The organism is Nocardia sp. NPDC051756, from assembly GCF_040681495.1.
Lineage (GTDB): Bacteria > Actinomycetota > Actinomycetes > Mycobacteriales > Mycobacteriaceae > Nocardia.
Genome location: NZ_JBFAYV010000016.1, coordinates 36,069 through 53,276, shown reverse-complemented (window position 1 = coordinate 53,276; position 17,208 = coordinate 36,069). Strand labels below are relative to the sequence as shown.

Below are 17,208 nucleotides of genomic sequence, written 5' to 3'. Positions count from 1 at the left end.
GTAGCCGATCGCTATATCATCCGCGTACGACACGGCATGACCGGGCACGCGCTTGCCGACCACTGATCGGTCGTCCAGCTGACCGATACGGTGTGGACATGCTCCAGGGACGTCAAGCCGAACAAGCGCACATCGATCGGCTTCTCGCTGCGGCACGCGACGGGCACAGCGGCGCGCTGGTGCTGCGCGGCGAACCCGGGATCGGCAAGACGGCGCTGCTGGATTACGCGGCCGCCCAGGGCATTCCGACGGTGCGCAGCGCGGGCATCGAATCCGAGGCCGAATTGCCGTTCGCCGGACTGCATCTGCTGGTGCGTCCGGGTATCGCGCTGCTGGACACCCTGCCCGACCGGCAGCGCGACGCGTTGCGCGGCGCTTTCGGCCTGGCGCAACCGGATCCGGGCGATCGGCTGCTGATCGGTCTCGCGGTGTTGTCCTTGCTGGCCGAGGAGGCGACCGACGGGCCGCTGCTCTGCCTAATCGATGACGCGCACTGGCTCGATCGCGCGACCGCGGAGGCGCTGCTGTTCGCGGCGCGACGGCTGGACGCGGAGGGGGTGGTGATGATCTTCGCGACCCGTCAGGGGGCGGACGTTTTCCCGGCGCCGGGGCTGCCCGAGCTGATCGTGACCGGACTGCCGCCGGATGCGGCCGCCGCCCTGGTGGACAGCCACGACCCCGACTTGTCACCGGTGCTGCGTTATCGGCTGCTCAGCGAGGCGGGCGGCAATCCGCTGGCCTTGCGGGAGTTACCCGCGGTGCTCGCGGCGGAATCGCCTGGGGCGGGGGCGAATCCGCTGCCGTTGACGCAGCGGCTACAGGTCGCGTTCCACGGTCAGGCGAGCAGGTTGCCCGCGGCGACCCGGCTGCTGTTGCTGATCGCGGCGGCCGCGAGCAATGCCGACCTCGGCACGGTGCTGCGCGCGGGTGCCGCGCTCGACGCGCACCTGTCCGATCTGACCCCGGCCGAAGACGCCGGGCTCGTGCACAGTGACGGCCGGACGTTGAGCTTCCGCCATCCGTTGCTGCGTTCGGCGATCTATCAGGGTGCGCCTTTGACTCAGCGCCTCGCCGCGCACCGCGCGCTCGCCGAGGCGCTGACCTCGGATGAAGACGCTGACCTGCGGGCCTGGCACCTCGCCTCGGCGGCAACGGGCCCGGATGAAACGACGGCCGCCGCGCTCGAGCACACCGCCGATCGGGCGCGCGAACGTAGCGGCTATCACGGTGCCGTCGCGGCCTACGAACGTGCGGCAGGATTGAGCACCGACGCGGCGGATCGGGTGCGCAGGCTGGTGCTCGCCGCCGAGACCGCGGGCGAAACCGGGTTGCCCGATCTGGCCAGGCAACTGGCCGAACGCGCGGCCGCGCAGACGACCGATCAGCTGGTGCTGGCGCGGCTCGATCTCGTCCGCGGAGTCGCGGAATTCGGTGCGGGCAAGCCGCTTTCGGCACACCGACTGCTGCTCGGCGCGGCCGCCGCAGTGCGCGGGTCCGAGCCACCACGTGCCGCGCGCATCCTCGCGCAAGCGCTGCACACCGCCTGGTATCTCGGTGCGCCGGAACTGGCGGAGGCGGTCGATTCGCTGACGACGCTCGCGCTGCCGGACAACGAACCGCTCGCGCCGATCGCGCGCTACATGGTCGCGGCGGCCAACGGGCGGTTCACCGTCGACCTGCGCGCGGCGGCGACCGCGGCGCGGACCGCGGGCGCGGACAGTCCGCGGGACTTGGTGCAGCTGTGCGGGATGGGGCTGGTCGTCGGGCAGGACGATCAGGTGACCGAGCTGGCCGGCGAGCTCGTCGCCGAATGCCGCGAGCAGGGCCGGATCGCGCTGCTGCCGACGCTGCTGTTCTTCCGGGCCGAGGCCGAAGCGTTCGTCGGCAGGCCGGGTGAAGGCCGGATCGCCGCCACCGAGGGGTTGCGGATCGCGACCGACCTCGGACACGGGCAGTGGATCAGTCAGCTGTCGGCCTACCTTGCGTATCCGGCGGCGCTGGAAGGCCGGGCGGAAGACTGTCGCGGGCTGGTCGATCGCGCGCTCGCCGAGGAGTTCGGCGGCGGTGCCGCGGCCGGCGCACCGTGGACGCAGCTGGCGCTCGGTTTGCTGGAGCTCGGGCTCGGCAAGGTGGACAGCGCGTTGGCCCGGTTGGCTCTGCTGACCGTCGAACCCGCACGTCATCACGTGGCCGGGCGGCGTGCGCTACCCGAACTGATCGAGGCAGCCGTCCGGCTCGGCGATCCGGCCCGCGCGGGCGACGCACTGGACCGGCTGACCGAATGGGCCGAGGTCTCGCAGCAGGAGTGGGTCGAAGCATTGGTCTTCCGCTGCCGGGCTCTTACCGATGACGCGAACGCCGACCAGCATTACCGCGCCGCGCTGCGACTCGGCGGCCGGCCGTTCGAACAGGCGAGAACCCAACTGTTGTACGGCGAATGGTTGCGTCGCGCACGCCGCAAGGCCGACGCGCGAACCCAGCTGCAACCCGCGCTGGAAACCTTCGAACGACTCGACGCCGGCCCATGGGCGCACCGAACCCGTACCGAACTCGCGGCACTCGGCGTCGGCACCGCCGCCCGGCCCGCGCAAGGCGTGTTGGCGGCATTGACACCGCAGGAACTACAGATCGTCAGGTTGGCCGCGCAAGGCATGTCCAACCGGGACATCGCCGCGCAGTTGTTCCTCAGTCCACGCACGGTCGGCCATCACCTGTACAAGGCGTATCCGAAGCTGGGCGTGCTGTCGCGAGGTGAACTCGCGGATCTCCCGCTCGACGCGGACTAGGCGCTACGGTCGGCCGAACGACACGCGACAATCGCGCCGATGAGCCAGCGAGCCGCACCGACCGCGGCGGCGATCAGCACCGCCACCTGCGGCGATCCGGTGATCAGCGCCAGGATCAGGCAGGTCACCAGCGCGGCGGCCAGCGCCTCGAGCTTGTACAGCGGCCACGCGCTCCCGGCGATCTCAATGGTCGCGGAGCGGGCCGACGGGTGAACAACTGCCATCTAGTGAGGATATACGGACAGTGAAGTTCGGTCTACCGAACTTTGATGTCGCCGGGAACACACTCGATCCCTGATGCGTTCCCTCGTTCATGCCATTGACAGGTGAATACGAACCGAGTACATCCGACTGGGCCCGCGAGCAAGCCGAGAAGTACGAGAACTCCGGCGGCGAGACTGGCACCACGCTGCAGGGAAAGCCGGTCATCCTGCTCACAACCAAGGGCGCGAAATCAGGCAAGTTGCGCAAGACCCCGCTGATGCGGGTCGAGCACAACGGCGAATACGCGGTGGTCGCCTCGCTGGGCGGCGCACCGAAGCACCCCGTCTGGTACTACAACATCAAGGCCGAGCCGCACGTCGAACTGCGCGACGGCACGGAGAACAAGGACTACACCGCCCGCGAGGTCACCGGTGACGAGCGGCAGGTGTGGTGGGACCGGGCCGCCGAGGTCTGGCCGGACTACAACGAGTACACCAAGAAGACGGACCGGGTCATCCCTGTCTTCGTGCTGACTCCGCAGGACTGAGTCGATTGCCACCCGCCGCAGCAGCTCGAAGCGGCGGGTGGCAGCATATTTCGGGTGTCCAATCCGCTTGATGTCATCGACGCACTGTCCGCTTCTCGTCCCGCGCTGAGCGCGGACGAGATCGACGCTGCCGCCAAGCGAATTGCGGAGATTATCGAGCCGACTCCGCTGCAACGCAGCGAGCGGCTATCGCGGCTCACCGGAGCGAACGTCTACTTGAAGCGAGAGGACCTGTCCGCGGTCCGCTCGTACAAGTTGCGCGGCGCCTACAACCTGGTGATGCAGCTGACCGCGAGCGAACGGGCCGCGGGTGTGGTCGCGGCCAGCGCGGGCAACCACGCGCAGGGCGTGGCGTTCGCCTGTCACGCGATGGGCATCAAGTGCCGCATCTACGTGCCGACCACCACGCCCAAGCAGAAGCGCGACCGGATCCGGGTGCACGGCGGCGAATTCGTGCAGCTGATCGCGGTCGGCGAAACCTACGATGCGGCGGCCGCGGCCGCCAGCGACGATGTCGAGCGCACCGGCGCGACCATGGTGCCGCCGTTCGACGACGTGCGCACCGCGGCCGGGCAGGGCACCATCGCGCCGGAAATCCTGGAGCAGCTCGGCACCTCGCCCGACCTGGTCGTGGTGCCGGTGGGCGGCGGCGGCTGCCTGGCCGGGGTCGGCACCTACCTGCGCGACCGTTCGCCGCACACCTCGATCCTCGGCGTGGAACCGGCCGGCGCGGCCTCGATGACCGCGGCGCTCGTCGCCGGTGGACCGGTGACGCTGCCGGAGATCGACCCGTTCGTCGACGGCGCCGCGGTGCGCCGGATCGGCGTGGTGCCGTTCGCGGCGATCGCCGGATTCGGCGGCCGGGTGGTCTCGCACGCGTCGCTGCCGTTACTGACCACCACCGAGTCCCCCACCGGGACAAGCTCTTTCCGGATGATGCAGGTCGACGAGGGCGCCATCTGCACGACCATGCTCGACCTGTACCAGAACGAGGGCATCATCGCCGAACCCGCTGGGGCGCTTGCGGTCACGGCGCTGTCCGAGCTGACGGTGGAGCCGGGTTCGACGGTGGTGTGCCTGGTCTCCGGCGGCAACAACGATGTGTCGCGCTACGGCGAGATCATCGAACGCTCGCTGGTGCACCGCGGCCTGAAACACTATTTCCTGGTGGACTTCCCGCAGGAGCCGGGCGCGCTGCGGCGCTTCCTGGACGAGGTGCTCGGGCCGGACGACGACATCACCATGTTCGAGTACGTCAAGCGCAACAACCGCGAAACCGGTTCGGCGCTGGTCGGTATCGAGCTCGGCGCCCCGGATGGGTTGGGCGCGTTGCTGGAACGGATGGCCGAGTCGCCGATCCAGTGCGAGCGACTCGAACCGGGCTCGCCGGCCTACCGCTACCTGACCTGACCTACGCCGCCGCCTCGCGCGTCTCCTCCATGGGGATGCGCCGGGTGGCGCGCAGGCAGTTCAGCAGCATCGGCAGCATCCAGAACGCCGCGGACATGTCATAGGACAGTTGCCCCGCCGACAGCCGGTTGTGCACGAAGCCGACCGAAAGGCCCAGGCGCGGTTCGGCCCAGCCGAAGGAACCGCCGAGACCGATGTGGCCGAATCCGGCGTGCGCGCCCGGCATCGGCAGCGAGTGGTAGCCGAGCCGCCAGAGCATCGGCGTGTAGAACAGGGCGTGGTCGAGGCGGTAGGTCTGAATCCGCCGGATCGCCTTGATGGTTCGCGGGCTCAGGTACTGACGGCCGTCTGCCACACCGTCGTTGGCGAGCGCGCCGTACATGGTGGCGAGCGCGGGTGCGGTGCAGACACCGTTGCCCGCGCCGAGCTCGGTGTGCAGGATCGGTGGCTGTTCGCCGGCCAGAATGGATTCCAGTCCGGGCAGGAACAGGCAGCGGGTGGCCGCGCCCAGCGCACCGGGGATCCGGTGGCTACGGCCCAATATCATTGCGCTGACCGGCTTTCCGATCAGGCTCAGCTGGGAGCCGGCCAGCGGCGCGTAGGTGGTCGGCGCGTCCGGCGGCGGTGCGCCGAGGTGGATGCCGTCGATGCCGAGCGGTTCAGCGACCTCCGAACGGAACAGCTCGCCCATGCTGCGGCCGGTGATCGCGCGGGCCAGGCCCGCCATCAGCCAGCCGAAGGTGAGCGCGTGGTAGGCCGGAACACCCAGCAGGCGATCGGGTTTCGCGGCGGCCAAGCGCTGTTCCATCAGCTCGTGGTCGAGCACGTCGCCCAGGCCGGTGGCCAGCGGCGCAAGAGCGGACAGGCCTGCGCTGTGCGTCATCGCTTGGCGCACGGTGATTTTCGCCTTGCCGTTGGCGGCGAACTCCGGCCAGTACTCCGCGACCGGTGCGGTGTAATCGATCAGCCCGCGGTCGGCGAGCCGATGGATGACGGTGGCGGTGACGCCCTTCGTCGCGGAGAAGATGATCGACCCGGTGTCCTGGGTCCACGGCGTGCTGCCGCCGGATCCGGTCCAGATGTCGAGCAGCGGCTCGCCGTGCAGGTGCACCGAGAGTGCGCCGCCCGCGCCGCGGCGGTGTCCGAAGGTCCTGGCGAAAGCGCGCACCAGTGGGGCGAATTCGGCGGTGGCGCTGCCACCCATCCCGGTCGGGATCGGCGCTAGATCCCCGGAAGCGTCGTTGCTCATCTTTCTACGGTAATGGCGGCGGTCACACCGGGCAATGGATCTGTCTCGGACAGTTTTCTATCGTGACTTCCCCGCAACCGGAGTTTTCCTCAGCGGTCGGCGAGGATCGCGAACGAGTGCGCGGGAATCGTTGTCGCCGACGGGCCCAAGGTCGGCGGCTCCCAGGACAGCAGCGAAAAGCCGGTTACCGGCACCGTGACCTGGTCCTCGGACAGGTTGCACACCAGTTTCAGCTCGCCGCGATGCACGACGATCCAGCGCGCGTTCTCGTCGTAGTCGACCGAGATGTGGGTTAGCCACGGGTCGGTGAGTTCGGGTCGCTCGCGGCGCAGGGCCAGCAGCTTTCGATAGCAGGAATGTAGCCGGATGTGGCGGGATTCTTCGAGTTCGGCCCAGTTCAGCTTCGAGCGCAGGAACGTGGACGGGTCCTGCGGGTTCGGCACCTCGTCGGTGCTCCAGCCGTGCTCGGCGAATTCGGCCTTGCGGCCGTCCGCCGTGGCGGCCGCGATCACCGGATCGGTGTGCGAGGTGAAGAACAGGAACGGTGTGGTCGCGCCCCACTCCTCCCCCATGAACAGCATCGGCGTGTACGGCGAGCACAGCACCAGCGCGGCCTTGATCGCCAGTTGGCCGTCGGTGAGATGGGCGCTGGGGCGGTCGCCGATGGCGCGGTTGCCGATCTGATCGTGGTTGCAGGTGTAGGCGAGCAGGGCGCTGGCCGGGATCACCGCGGTGTCGATCGGGCGGCCGTGGGTGCGGGCGCGGAAGCTGGAAAACGTTGCGGCGTGGAAGAATCCGTGCGTCAACGTGTGGGCCAGGCAGCGCAGTGAGCCGAAATCGGCGTAGTAGCCCTGGCGTTCGCCGGAGACGGCGGTGTGGATCGCGTGGTGCAGGTCGTCGTTCCACTGGCCGGTCAGTCCGTAGCCGCCTGCGGCGCGCGGGGTGATCAGCTTCGGGTCGTTGAGGTCGCTCTCCGCGATCAGGGTGAGCGGCCTGCGCACGTGTGCCGCGAGACGCGTTGTCTCGGTGGCGAGTTCGGCGAGCACGTGGTTCGCGGTGCGGTCGACCAGTGCGTGTACGGCGTCGATGCGGAGCGCGTCGATGTGGAAGTCGCGCAGCCAGCGCAAGGCGTTGCCGATGATGTGCCGGCGCACCTCGTCGGAGTCCGGGCCGTCCAGGTTCAGGCTCTGGCCCCACGTGTTGCGGCCTTCGGTGAGGTAGGGCGCGAAGCGCGGCAGATAATTCCCGGACGGACCGAGATGGTTGTAGACGACGTCCAGCGCGACCGCCAATCCCCGTGCGTGGCAGGCGTCCACGAACCGCTGCAATCCGTCCGGCCCGCCGTAGGGTTCGTGCACCGCGTACCAGAGCACCCCGTCGTAACCCCAGTTGTGCGTACCGTCGAACGCGTTCACCGGCATCAATTCGACGACGGTGACGCCGAGTTCGACCAGATAGTCGAGCCGCTCGATCGCCGAGTCGAATGTCCCTTCCGGCGTGAAGGTGCCGACGTGCAGCTCGTAGAACACCGCGCCGGCCAACTGCCGCCCGGTCCATCCCGAGTCCGTCCACACCGACAGATCGAGGCTGTGCACCGCCGACCGCTGATGCACCCCATCCGGTTGCCGAGCCGATCGCGGATCCGGCAACACCTGCGGGTCATCGTCGAGCACAAACCCGTACCGCGCCCCATCAGCAGCAGCCACCTCGGCCTGCCACCAACCACCCCCGGACCGCCCCATCGGATGGATGACACCATCCACATCCACTCGCACCTGCTCCACCCGCGGCGCCCACACCTCGAACAAGGTCACCCCGCCAGCATTCCACGGGTCCGGTCCCGCCGCCCCGCAACCCGATCCTGCGTCGCCGCGAGGGCTCAGTGTCGGATGACGCGGTTGATAGGCGGTCGAGGTTGAGCGGTGCGCGGGCGCTCGTTGTCGCGTACATCGACATGCGACATACGAGTGCCAACCTTCGCGTGCCTACTTCCCACCGGACCACGGTACAGCGATGATGTGTGCGGCTCGATGCCACGAGGAGGTCTAACGGTGCGATCGGTGACCAAGCAATCAAGGACGGTGTCGCGGGCGGTGCTGGGGCTGTCGCTGGCCGTGGCGCTCAGCGGATGCGGTGCCGACAGCTCGAACAGCGCCGACCCGAGCACCTCCGCGCAGCCGCGCCCGAGTGCCTCGGCGGCAACGACCGGCAGCACTTCGACAGCCCCGGTCACGGGCGCTGAACCTGCGGACTCGACCACTGTCCAGTCCGCCGGGACGACCTACACGGTCCGAAAGGTGGAGGTGCCCAACGGTGTCGGCATCTCCGGCGTCGCGGCATCACTGGAACTGTCCGGCGGCGACCCGCGAGTGACCGAGGTATTCAACCGCGGCGTACGAACGTTCATCCAGGAACAAGTCGACACAACCAACCGCAGCGACGACCCTCGCCCACACTTCGTCGAATCCACCGGCCGAATCCTCGCCACCGACACCACCATCAGCGAACTGGTGACCGGCCTGATCAGCTACCAGGGCGAGGCCCACCCATTCAAAATCCTCGCCACCATCACCACCAACAGCCGCACGGCCGCCCCTGTCCTGATCGGCGATCTGTTCACCGACCGCCATGTCGGAATCACCGAACTGGCCGCAGCCACAACCGAAGCCACAAAGCAGCTCCACCCCCAAATAGCCGACAGCCCCACCATCACCGCCGCCCTGCAACCCACCGAAAAGAACTTCGCCAACTGGATCCCCACCCCCACCGGCATCCAGATCTACATAGACACCGGCCTCTACGTCTACGGCTACCCCTGCGTCGAAGTCCCCTGGTCCCGGTTGCGCCCAGTACTAGGCCCAACCATGCAACCAGTCGCCGACAAGGCCCCCGCCGCCCCACCAAAACCCTGCACCGGCCTGTAGACCAACTTCCGCACGACCGCCTCCCATCCAGTCGGGCCGTGCCGATAAGCAACCGGCATAGACGCGTGGTCGGCTGCCCGCCGCTGTTTAGATTCATGCGCCGATCACCACGGCCTGCGCCGCGACGATCGGCAGCCAGCACCAGCTCGGAGACCTCCGTCAGGCGACGCGGCGCCGATCAGCGAACCGGAATATCGCGCCGCCGCCGCAGTGGCGCGCATCCTGAATTCACCAGCTCTGGTTCGTAATTCGGCACGCAGCGAGGAGTAGATACCCAATGCATTCGAGAACCCGGTCCATCACCGCGGCGGCAGCCGGGGCGACGGCGATGCTCGCAGCCGGGGTGCTGTTGGCGCCCAGCGCGGCGGCGACCTCGGTCACTACCGTCGAAGTCATCGGCGGAACCGTCGCGGTCGGCTGCACCGTCACCCTGACCTCGCATTCTGTCCCGGCCCCCACCACCGGGTGGTCAACCTTCTTCTACGACAACGAAACCCAGATCGGAATCGGCCCCGCCCACGGACCGGGCGGCGACCGATCCGTCACGTGGACCCCTACCACCGCGGGCACCCACCAAATCAGGGCCATTGCCTGGATGAGCCGGATAGACGGCGGAAAATCGAACATGACAGCCTGGTGCGCCGCTGGTCAGCCGTGGCACCACGACAGCATCGGGCGCGGTCGCACCATCGAGCAATCGAGGCGAGGTCCACCGCACCTGGTGGCGCGTTCGGGTCGGTGCTGGGAGAGTGGGTCGGTGGGCTTCTATGGAGATCGAATTGTGCCGCGGATCGTCGATGTGGCGTGTGGGATGCGGTTCAACGAGCCGTTGCGGGAGCGGGTGTGTTCCGGGTTGCGCGGGCGGGTGGTGGAGATCGGGTTCGGGTCGGGGTTGAATGTGCCTTTCTATCCAGGGTCGGTGGATTCGGTGAGTGCGGTCGAGCCTGCCGATCTGGGGTGGAAGCTGGCGAGCGAGCGGGTTGCCGCGTCGAAGGTGCCGGTCGAGCGGGCCGGGCTGGATGGGCAGTCGCTTCCGTTCGCGGACAACACTTTCGACTCCGCGGTGTCGACCTGGACGCTGTGCACCATCCCCGACGTCGTGACCGCCCTCGCCGAAGTCCGCCGAGTACTCAACCCCGGCGGAACCCTGCACTTCGTCGAACACGGCCTAGCACCGGATCCCAAGGTCCAGGCGTGGCAAAACCGCCTGAACCCCCTGCAAAAAACCTTCTGCGGCGGCTGCAACCTGAACCGCGACATCCGCGGCCTACTGACCACCGCCGGCTTCGAAATCCAAGACATCGACGTCTTCTACGGCGAAGACGCCCCCCGCTTCCTAGCCGCCCAATCCCTCGGCACAGCCGTCTCCCCCTAACCGCAGCACTCGGTGTTGGACCGCGATCACCGCGCACGCCGGTCCGCGGCGGTTACTGTCCGAGCCGCGATACCGTCAAACTCGGGCAGGATTATTCACATCTCACTCCGGCAGGCGAACGACGTCGGCCCCCAGTTCACGGAATCGCGAGCGCAAGCTTCAAGGCAGCGTTGACAGCCAGGACTGTCGCCGGGCTGATCTTGCCGAGCAGTGGGCCGAGCTGGTCGCGGTCCACTCGCCTCAACTCGTCCGCCATCACGATTCCGACGACTGGATCCGCGCTGGAAAGCTTGACCCACGTAGGCAATCCCACATCCTCACCGGTAGTAGTAATTCGCGACATCAAGACGTCACGCAATAGGCGATTTCGCCGGTCATTAGAGACAATCAGCCACGGCTGTGGGCCATGCCCAATGTCGACGTTGTAGATCTGCCCACGGGTCGGTGCGGAGCCCTTCATTTGGGCATCGTTCCTTTCGCGCGCTCGACACTTCGGCACCGAAACTCATTCGCTTCATCGACGTCATGCACCTCGGAGTAATAAAACTCCGCGACCTGCGCGTAGCCCTGTTCCAGTGCCTCATCGATCAGCACCTGCGCGCCGATCGACATCAGCACTCGGATCACAGTCGCTTCGGAGACGTCGGAAGTAAGGGAGTAACCGAGGTGGGCGGCGAGGGATTCGAACAGCACCCACTCGGCTCCCTTTCGGTCACTGAGCGTCGCGAGAGTGCGTTCCTCCCGCTCAGTGAGGGTCAAGGTGGTCCGTCTGGTCATGCATCAGATATTACATCGATGTAGATGCGCTATCAAGCATCGGATAGTGATGCGATAGTCCGCATCACTATCTTTTGAAACGAGTAGTCCAAAACCGTGTTAGCCTCTTTCGCATGGCACGACCGAGGCAGTTCGACGAGGAGCAGGCGGTGGATGCCGCGATGCGCGCGTTCTGGACCGCGGGCTACGAGGCGACCTCGACCCAAGACCTTTGCGACGCAACCGGATTGGGCCGCAGCAGCATCTACAACACCTTCACCAGCAAGCACGACTTGTTCGAGCGGGCGTTGCGCCGATATATGGCCACGAAGAACGCCGCCACCTTCGCAATGCTGGACAGCGACGAATCCGCACTGGACAAGATGCGAACCCTCCTGCAACAGGTCGTCGACGCCCCGGAGGACGACCCACTCGGCTGCCTGGTCGTCAATTCGATCATCGAACTCGCACCCCGCGATCCGGACGTGGCCGCAACCCTGCGCGACGACCAGGAACTGCGCCTCGCCGCCCTGACCGACGCACTCGAAAGCGGCAGGCGCGCAGGGGAAATCGACAAAACCAAAGATGCCCGCGAGCTGGCGCACTTCATCAACGCCACCATCGGCGGAATGCGGGTAGCCGCCCGCGGCGGGGTCGGCCGCGATGCACTGCAAGCCATCGCCGCGACCGCACTGAACGCCCTCTGACCCAATCCCCCACGCCAACAGTCTCTTTCCACGCGCCAGTTTTGAACTGAATGATCTAAAACCAGAGAGGTACCCGATGCCGTTCGCCGTCTACATCCTGGGCTTATCCATTTTCGCCCAGGGCACCTCGGAGATGATGCTCTCCGGCCTGCTCACCGAGCTCTCCACCGACCTCGGCGTCACCATTCCCCAAGCCGGACTGCTGATCTCGGCCTTCGCCATCGGCATGCTGATCGGCGCGCCGATCCTCGCCGTCGCCACCCTGCGCCTCCCTCGCCGCAGCGCCCTGCTCGCCTTCCTCGCGGTCTTCGTCGGCGCGCACGTCGTCGGCGCGCTGACCTCCGACTACTGGGTACTGTTCGCGACCAGGGCGGTCGGCGCGTTCGTCTACGCCGGCTTCTGGTCGGTCGCGGCAACCACCGCCATCGGCCTGGTCCCCGCGAACGCCCGCGGCAAGGCGATGAGCATCGTCGCCGGCGGCCTCACCATCGCCACCGTCATCGGCCTGCCCGCAGGCACCGTGATCGGCCAGCACCTCGGCTGGCGCGCCGCGTTCTGGGCCGTCGCGATCATGTCCGCGCTGGCCATGATCGGCGTGCTCGCCAAGATCCCGGCCGGCCGCGCGGACACCCAGCCGGACCTCCGAAAAGAACTGCGCAGCATCGCCAACCCCCGGCTGTGGCTGTCCTACAGCACCACCGCCCTCTCCACCGCCGCGCTGATGGTGACCTTCGCCTACCTCGGCGCACTGCTGTCGAAGACTACCGGCCTGACCGACGCCTGGATCCCGATCGTGCTGGTGGTCTACGGCATCGGCAGCTTCCTCGGCATCGTGGTCGGCGGCCGCACCGCCGACGCGCACCCGATCCGCACCCTGTACATCGGCTTCACCGGCGTGATCATCACGTCGATCCTGCTGGCCCTCACCGCCGAACACGCCGCCCCCGTCGTCGTGCTCACCTTCCTGCTCGGCGCCTTCGGTTTCGGCACCAACCCCACGCTCAACAGCCGAGTCTTCAACCTGGCCGCCGACGGACCCACCCTCGCCCCGGCCTTCAACGTCTCCTCGTTCAACATCGGCATCACCCTCGGCCCCTGGCTCGGCGGCCTGGCCATCGGCGCCGGCCTCGGCTACGCGTCGGTCGCCTGGATCGGCGCTGCCATCGGGGTGGCCGCCATCGGCACCGTCACCTGGGAACAACTCCTCAACCGCCGCCCCGCCACCACCGCGCAACCCGGTAAACAGCCCGAACTCGTGCACTGAGCACAATCAGATAATCTCCGGCGGGCCGACCCCGCCGGAGATTATTGCGTCGAACAGCCCACCCGCAGGATGTTCCCCGAAGCACCACCCGCAGGCACCCCGGCTCGCATACTGAAATCGGAAGCGTGCCTGACTGGAAAAGGGGTCAGTGAGAAGCTGGCTGGGCATTGCCCATGCAGGTTCGAATCCTGTCGCTTCCGCCGACACCGGACCTGGCGGCGATCAGACCGCCAGGCAACCGGGACCGAGCAGCGCCTTCAAATCACCCATCAGCGCCGATGACGGCGTAACCCGCAGGCTGTCATCGAGTTTCAGCAGAGTCGTCTTCTCCCGGGCGCCCACGTGCCGGATGTGCACGTCGGCGGTGCCGGGATGCCGGGACAGGATGCGCTTGAACTCGCCGATCTTGTCCGGCGTGCACATTCGGGTCGACATCACCACCGCGAGCGGCTTGGCCACCCCGATGGACGAAAGATCCGGCACCGCGAGATCGTTGGCGATCAACGAGATCCGGTCGTCGCGCACCGAGACGCGCGCCTTCACCAGCACCACCGCGTCCTCGACCACGTCGTGCCCGAACACCGAGTACGACTGCGGGAAGAACAGCACCTCGATGCCACCGGCCAGATCTTCCAGCTGCGCCGACGCCCAGGCCAGGCCGTTCTTGTTGATCCGCCGGTTCACCGAGGCGAGAATGCCGCCGACGGTCACCTGGGTGCCGTCCTTGATATCGCCTTCGAGGATCGCCGGGATCTGCGTATCCGATTGCGCCGCAAGGACATGCTCGACGCCGTTGAGCGGATGCCCGGACACGTACAGGCCGAGCATCTCGCGCTCGAGCGCCAGCTTGTGCTTGGACTCCCACTCGTCGTCGGGCACCTTCACGTTGAACACCGACGACACGGACTCGTCCGCGTCCACCCCGCCGAACAGGTCGAACTGCCCGATCGCCTCGGCCTTCTTGGTCGACATGACCGCGTCGATGGCGTCGGAGTGGATCAGCAGCAGGCCCTTGCGCGGGTGCTCCAGCGAGTCGAATCCGCCTGCCTTGATGAGGGATTCGGTGACCTTCTTGGTGCAGGCGACCGCGTCGATCTTGTTCAGATAGTCGGAGAAGTCGGTGAACTTCGACTTCTCCTTGCGCGCGGCGATGATCGAGGACACCACGTTCGCGCCGACGTTGCGCACCGCGCCGAGCCCGAACCGGATGTCCTTGCCCACCGAGGCGAAGTTCAGCTCGGATTCGTTGACGTCCGGCGGCAGCACGGTGATGCCGAGGCGACGGCAGTCCGACAGGTAGACCGCGGCCTTGTCCTTGTCGTCACCGACGGAGGTGAGCAGGCCGGCCATGTACTCGCCCGGGTAGTTGGCCTTGAGGTAGGCGGTCCAGAACGAGACCAGACCGTAGCCGGCGGCGTGCGACTTGTTGAACGCGTAACCGGCGAACGGAAGGATGGTGTCCCACAGGGCTTTCACCGCGGCCTCGGAGAACCCGTTGGCGGTCATGCCCGCGTGGAAGCCCTTGTATTCGGCCTCCAGCACCTCGAGCTTCTTCTTACCCATGGCCTTACGCAGCGCGTCGGCCTTACCCATCGAGTAGGAGGCGACCTTCTGCGCGATGAACATGATCTGCTCTTGGTAGACGATCAGGCCGTAGGTCTCCGAGAGGATGTCCTTGAGCGGTTCCTCGAGCTCCGGGTGGATCGGGCTGATCGGCTGTCGGTTGTTCTTGCGGTCGGCGTAGTCGTTGTGCGCGTTCATGCCCATCGGGCCGGGGCGGTACAGCGCGAGCACCGCGACGATGTCGTTGAAGCCGGTCGGCTGCATGCGGCGCAGCAGGTCGCGCATCGGACCACCGTCGAGCTGGAACACGCCGAGCGTGTCACCGCGGGACAGCAATTCGTAGGTGGCCTTGTCGTCCAGCGGCAGCGTGTCCAGGTCGAGATCGATGCCGCGGTTGGCCTTGATGTTCTCCATCGCGTCACCGATGACGGTGAGGTTGCGCAGGCCGAGGAAGTCCATCTTCAGCAGGCCGATGGCCTCACACGACGGGTAGTCCCAGCCGGTGATGATGGCGCCGTCCTGGGCGCGCTTCCAGACCGGGATGGTGTCGGTGAGCGGCTCGGAGGACATGATCACCGCGCAGGCGTGCACGCCGGCGTTGCGGATCAGGCCCTCGAGGCCGCGGGCGGTCTCGTAGATCTTGGCGACATCGGGGTTGTTGCTGATGAGTTCGCGGACCTCGGCGGCTTCCTTGTACCGCTCGTGGTCGGGGTCGGTGATGCCGGCGACCGAGATGTCCTTGGCCATGATCGGCGGCGGCAGCGCCTTGGAGATCTGGTCGGCGATGGCGAAACCGGGCTGGCCGAACAGGACTCGCGCCGAGTCCTTGATCGCGGCCTTGGTCTTGATGGTGCCGAAGGTGATCACCTGGGCGACCCGGTCGGTGCCCCACTTCTCGGTGGCGTAGCGGACCATCTCACCGCGGCGGCGATCGTCGAAGTCGATATCGATATCGGGCGCGGACGGGCGTTCCGGGTTCAGGAACCGCTCGAACAGCAGGCCGTGCGGGATCGGGTCGATGTTGGTGATGCCGAGCGCGTAGGCGACCAGCGAACCGGCCGCCGAACCACGGCCGGGGCCGACCCGGATGCCGACCTCTTTCGCGTGCGACACGAGGTCGCCGACGACGAGGAAGTAGGCCGGGAAGCCCTTCTGCTTGATGACGTCGAGCTCGAAGTAGGCGCGGGTGTAGTAGTCCTCCGGCACCCCGTCCGGGAACCGGCGGGCCAGACCGCGGTCGACTTCCTTGCGCAGGAAGGAGTTCTGGTCGTCGCCCTCGGGCACCGGGAACACCGGCATCCGGTCGCGGAACTCCCACACGTCGTCGTAGGACTGCACGCGTTCGCCGATGGCCACGGTGTTGTCGCAGGCGCCGGGCACCTCGGCGTCCCACAGCGCGCGCATCTCCTCGGCGGACTTCAGGTAGTAGCCGTCGCCGTCGAACTTGAAGCGGGTGGGGTCACTGAGCGTCTTGCCGGTTTGAATGCACAGCAGCGCTTCGTGATTGGTCGACTGGTCCTTGGTGACGTAATGGCAGTCGTTGGTCGCGATCGGCGGGATGCCGAGCTTCTGGCCGATCTCGATGAGGCCCTCGCGGACCCGGCGTTCGATGGACAGGCCGTGGTCCATGATCTCCAGGAAGAAATTTTCCTTCCCGAAGATCTCCTGCCACTTGGCCGCGGCCTCCAGCGCCTCCCGGTCGTGGCCGAGGCGCAGGCGCGTCTGCACCTCACCCGACGGGCAGCCGGTGGTCGCGATGATGCCCTCGGCGTACTGCGCGATGATCTCTTCGTCCATGCGCGCCCACTTGCCGAGCTGACCCTCCAGCGACGCCAGCGAGGACAGCTTGAACAGGTTGCGCAGCCCGGTCGCGTTCTCCGCGACCATGGTCATGTGCGTGTAGGCGCCGGAGCCGGAGACGTCGTCGCCCTTCTGGCTCGGATCGCCCCACTGCACGCGCTTGGTGTCGAACCGGGAGGCGGGCGCGATGTAGGCCTCGATGCCGATGATCGGCTTGATGCCGGCCTTCTTCGCCGAGTTGTAGAACTCGGAGGCGCCGTACATATTGCCGTGGTCGGTCATCCCCACCGCGTCCATACCCAAGCGTTTCGCCTCGGCGAACAGGGGCGAAATCTTAGCCGCACCGTCGAGCATGGAGTACTCGGTGTGGTTGTGCAGGTGAACGAACGATCCGGACGAGGCGGCCAAGACGGTCCTTCCTCCCAAGGTCTCGACGGGGGTTGGCCTAGCGATTCTAGGCACGTCGGTATGACATTTTTTCCGAGGCGCGCGGCGCGCAACGAGACGTCCCAGGAGGCCCCGGCGTGTCGGTGTCGAAGATCACCGGCGCGTCTGGCGAGTCGCCGTAGAGATGTCTGATTTCCGCGAGTGACGTCTGGCGCGGACCGGTTGACCCTACTCTG

General features: G+C 67.1%; 13 protein-coding genes and 1 tRNA gene. 8 read left to right on the top strand and 6 right to left on the bottom strand.

What is annotated here, in order from left to right; all coding sequences use genetic code 11:
• Window positions 1-98 precede the first annotated feature (98 nt).
• On the top strand, window positions 99-2,786 hold the full coding sequence (locus AB0M22_RS42345; RefSeq protein WP_364738943.1) for an AAA family ATPase: 2,688 nt from the start codon (window positions 99-101) through the stop codon (window positions 2,784-2,786).
• Here AB0M22_RS42345 and AB0M22_RS42340 read toward each other — a convergent pair.
• Window positions 2,783-3,010: a hypothetical protein gene (locus AB0M22_RS42340; protein WP_364738941.1), complete on the bottom strand. Its 228-nt coding sequence runs from the start codon at window positions 3,008-3,010 to the stop codon at window positions 2,783-2,785. The two genes, AB0M22_RS42345 and AB0M22_RS42340, sit on opposite strands and share 4 nt — an antisense overlap.
• 89 nt (window positions 3,011-3,099) lie before the next feature.
• Here AB0M22_RS42340 and AB0M22_RS42335 point away from each other — a divergent pair, with 89 nt between their 5' ends.
• Both AB0M22_RS42335 and ilvA read left to right on the top strand, forming a co-directional pair.
• Complete coding sequence (locus tag AB0M22_RS42335; RefSeq protein WP_364738940.1) at window positions 3,100-3,537, top strand: nitroreductase family deazaflavin-dependent oxidoreductase; 438 nt, start codon at window positions 3,100-3,102, stop codon at window positions 3,535-3,537.
• Between the two features lie 54 nt (window positions 3,538-3,591).
• Complete coding sequence (gene ilvA / locus AB0M22_RS42330) at window positions 3,592-4,947, top strand: threonine ammonia-lyase IlvA (RefSeq protein WP_364738938.1); 1,356 nt, start codon at window positions 3,592-3,594, stop codon at window positions 4,945-4,947.
• A gap of 1 nt (window position 4,948) precedes the next feature.
• Here the strand turns inward: ilvA and AB0M22_RS42325 are convergent, their stop codons facing one another.
• Both AB0M22_RS42325 and treZ read right to left on the bottom strand, forming a co-directional pair.
• Window positions 4,949-6,196, bottom strand: coding sequence for a serine hydrolase domain-containing protein (locus AB0M22_RS42325; RefSeq protein ID WP_364738936.1), 1,248 nt, complete (start codon window positions 6,194-6,196; stop codon window positions 4,949-4,951).
• Window positions 6,197-6,285: 89 nt separating this feature from the next.
• Entirely contained in the window at window positions 6,286-8,010 is a 1,725-nt protein-coding gene (gene treZ / locus AB0M22_RS42320) for a malto-oligosyltrehalose trehalohydrolase (RefSeq protein ID WP_364738934.1), read from the bottom strand.
• Window positions 8,011-8,256: 246 nt separating this feature from the next.
• On the opposite strand from treZ, the gene AB0M22_RS42315 reads away from it, so the two are divergent.
• Together AB0M22_RS42315 and AB0M22_RS42310 are read left to right on the top strand one after the other, a co-directional pair.
• Window positions 8,257-9,120, top strand: coding sequence for a hypothetical protein (locus AB0M22_RS42315; protein ID WP_364738932.1), 864 nt, complete (start codon window positions 8,257-8,259; stop codon window positions 9,118-9,120).
• Window positions 9,121-9,877: 757 nt separating this feature from the next.
• Window positions 9,878-10,495: a methyltransferase domain-containing protein gene (locus AB0M22_RS42310; protein WP_364739130.1), complete on the top strand. Its 618-nt coding sequence runs from the start codon at window positions 9,878-9,880 to the stop codon at window positions 10,493-10,495.
• A 136-nt stretch (window positions 10,496-10,631) separates the two neighbouring features.
• Here the strand turns inward: AB0M22_RS42310 and AB0M22_RS42305 are convergent, their stop codons facing one another.
• Window positions 10,632-10,955, bottom strand: coding sequence for a type II toxin-antitoxin system PemK/MazF family toxin (locus tag AB0M22_RS42305; protein ID WP_364738931.1), 324 nt, complete (start codon window positions 10,953-10,955; stop codon window positions 10,632-10,634).
• Window positions 10,952-11,272, bottom strand: coding sequence for a hypothetical protein (locus AB0M22_RS42300; RefSeq protein ID WP_364738929.1), 321 nt, complete (start codon window positions 11,270-11,272; stop codon window positions 10,952-10,954). The genes AB0M22_RS42305 and AB0M22_RS42300 overlap by 4 nt, the downstream gene beginning before the upstream one ends.
• 113 nt (window positions 11,273-11,385) lie before the next feature.
• On the opposite strand from AB0M22_RS42300, the gene AB0M22_RS42295 reads away from it, so the two are divergent.
• From AB0M22_RS42295 to AB0M22_RS42285, 3 genes are all read left to right on the top strand, one after another.
• The gene (locus tag AB0M22_RS42295) at window positions 11,386-11,958 is read left to right on the top strand and encodes a TetR/AcrR family transcriptional regulator (protein WP_364738928.1); all 573 of its coding nucleotides are present in this window, start codon (window positions 11,386-11,388) and stop codon (window positions 11,956-11,958) included.
• 76 nt (window positions 11,959-12,034) lie between these two features.
• Window positions 12,035-13,222 carry a Cmx/CmrA family chloramphenicol efflux MFS transporter gene (locus tag AB0M22_RS42290; RefSeq protein WP_364738926.1) on the top strand — a complete coding sequence of 396 codons (1,188 nt, stop codon included), beginning with the start codon at window positions 12,035-12,037 and terminating at the stop codon, window positions 13,220-13,222.
• Between the two features lie 119 nt (window positions 13,223-13,341).
• Window positions 13,342-13,422, top strand: a tRNA-Ser gene (locus AB0M22_RS42285).
• Window positions 13,423-13,444: 22 nt separating this feature from the next.
• On the opposite strand, the gene dnaE is transcribed toward AB0M22_RS42285, so the two are convergent.
• Window positions 13,445-16,993, bottom strand: coding sequence for a DNA polymerase III subunit alpha (gene dnaE, locus AB0M22_RS42280; RefSeq protein ID WP_364738925.1), 3,549 nt, complete (start codon window positions 16,991-16,993; stop codon window positions 13,445-13,447).
• Between the last annotated feature and the right edge of the window lie 215 nt (window positions 16,994-17,208).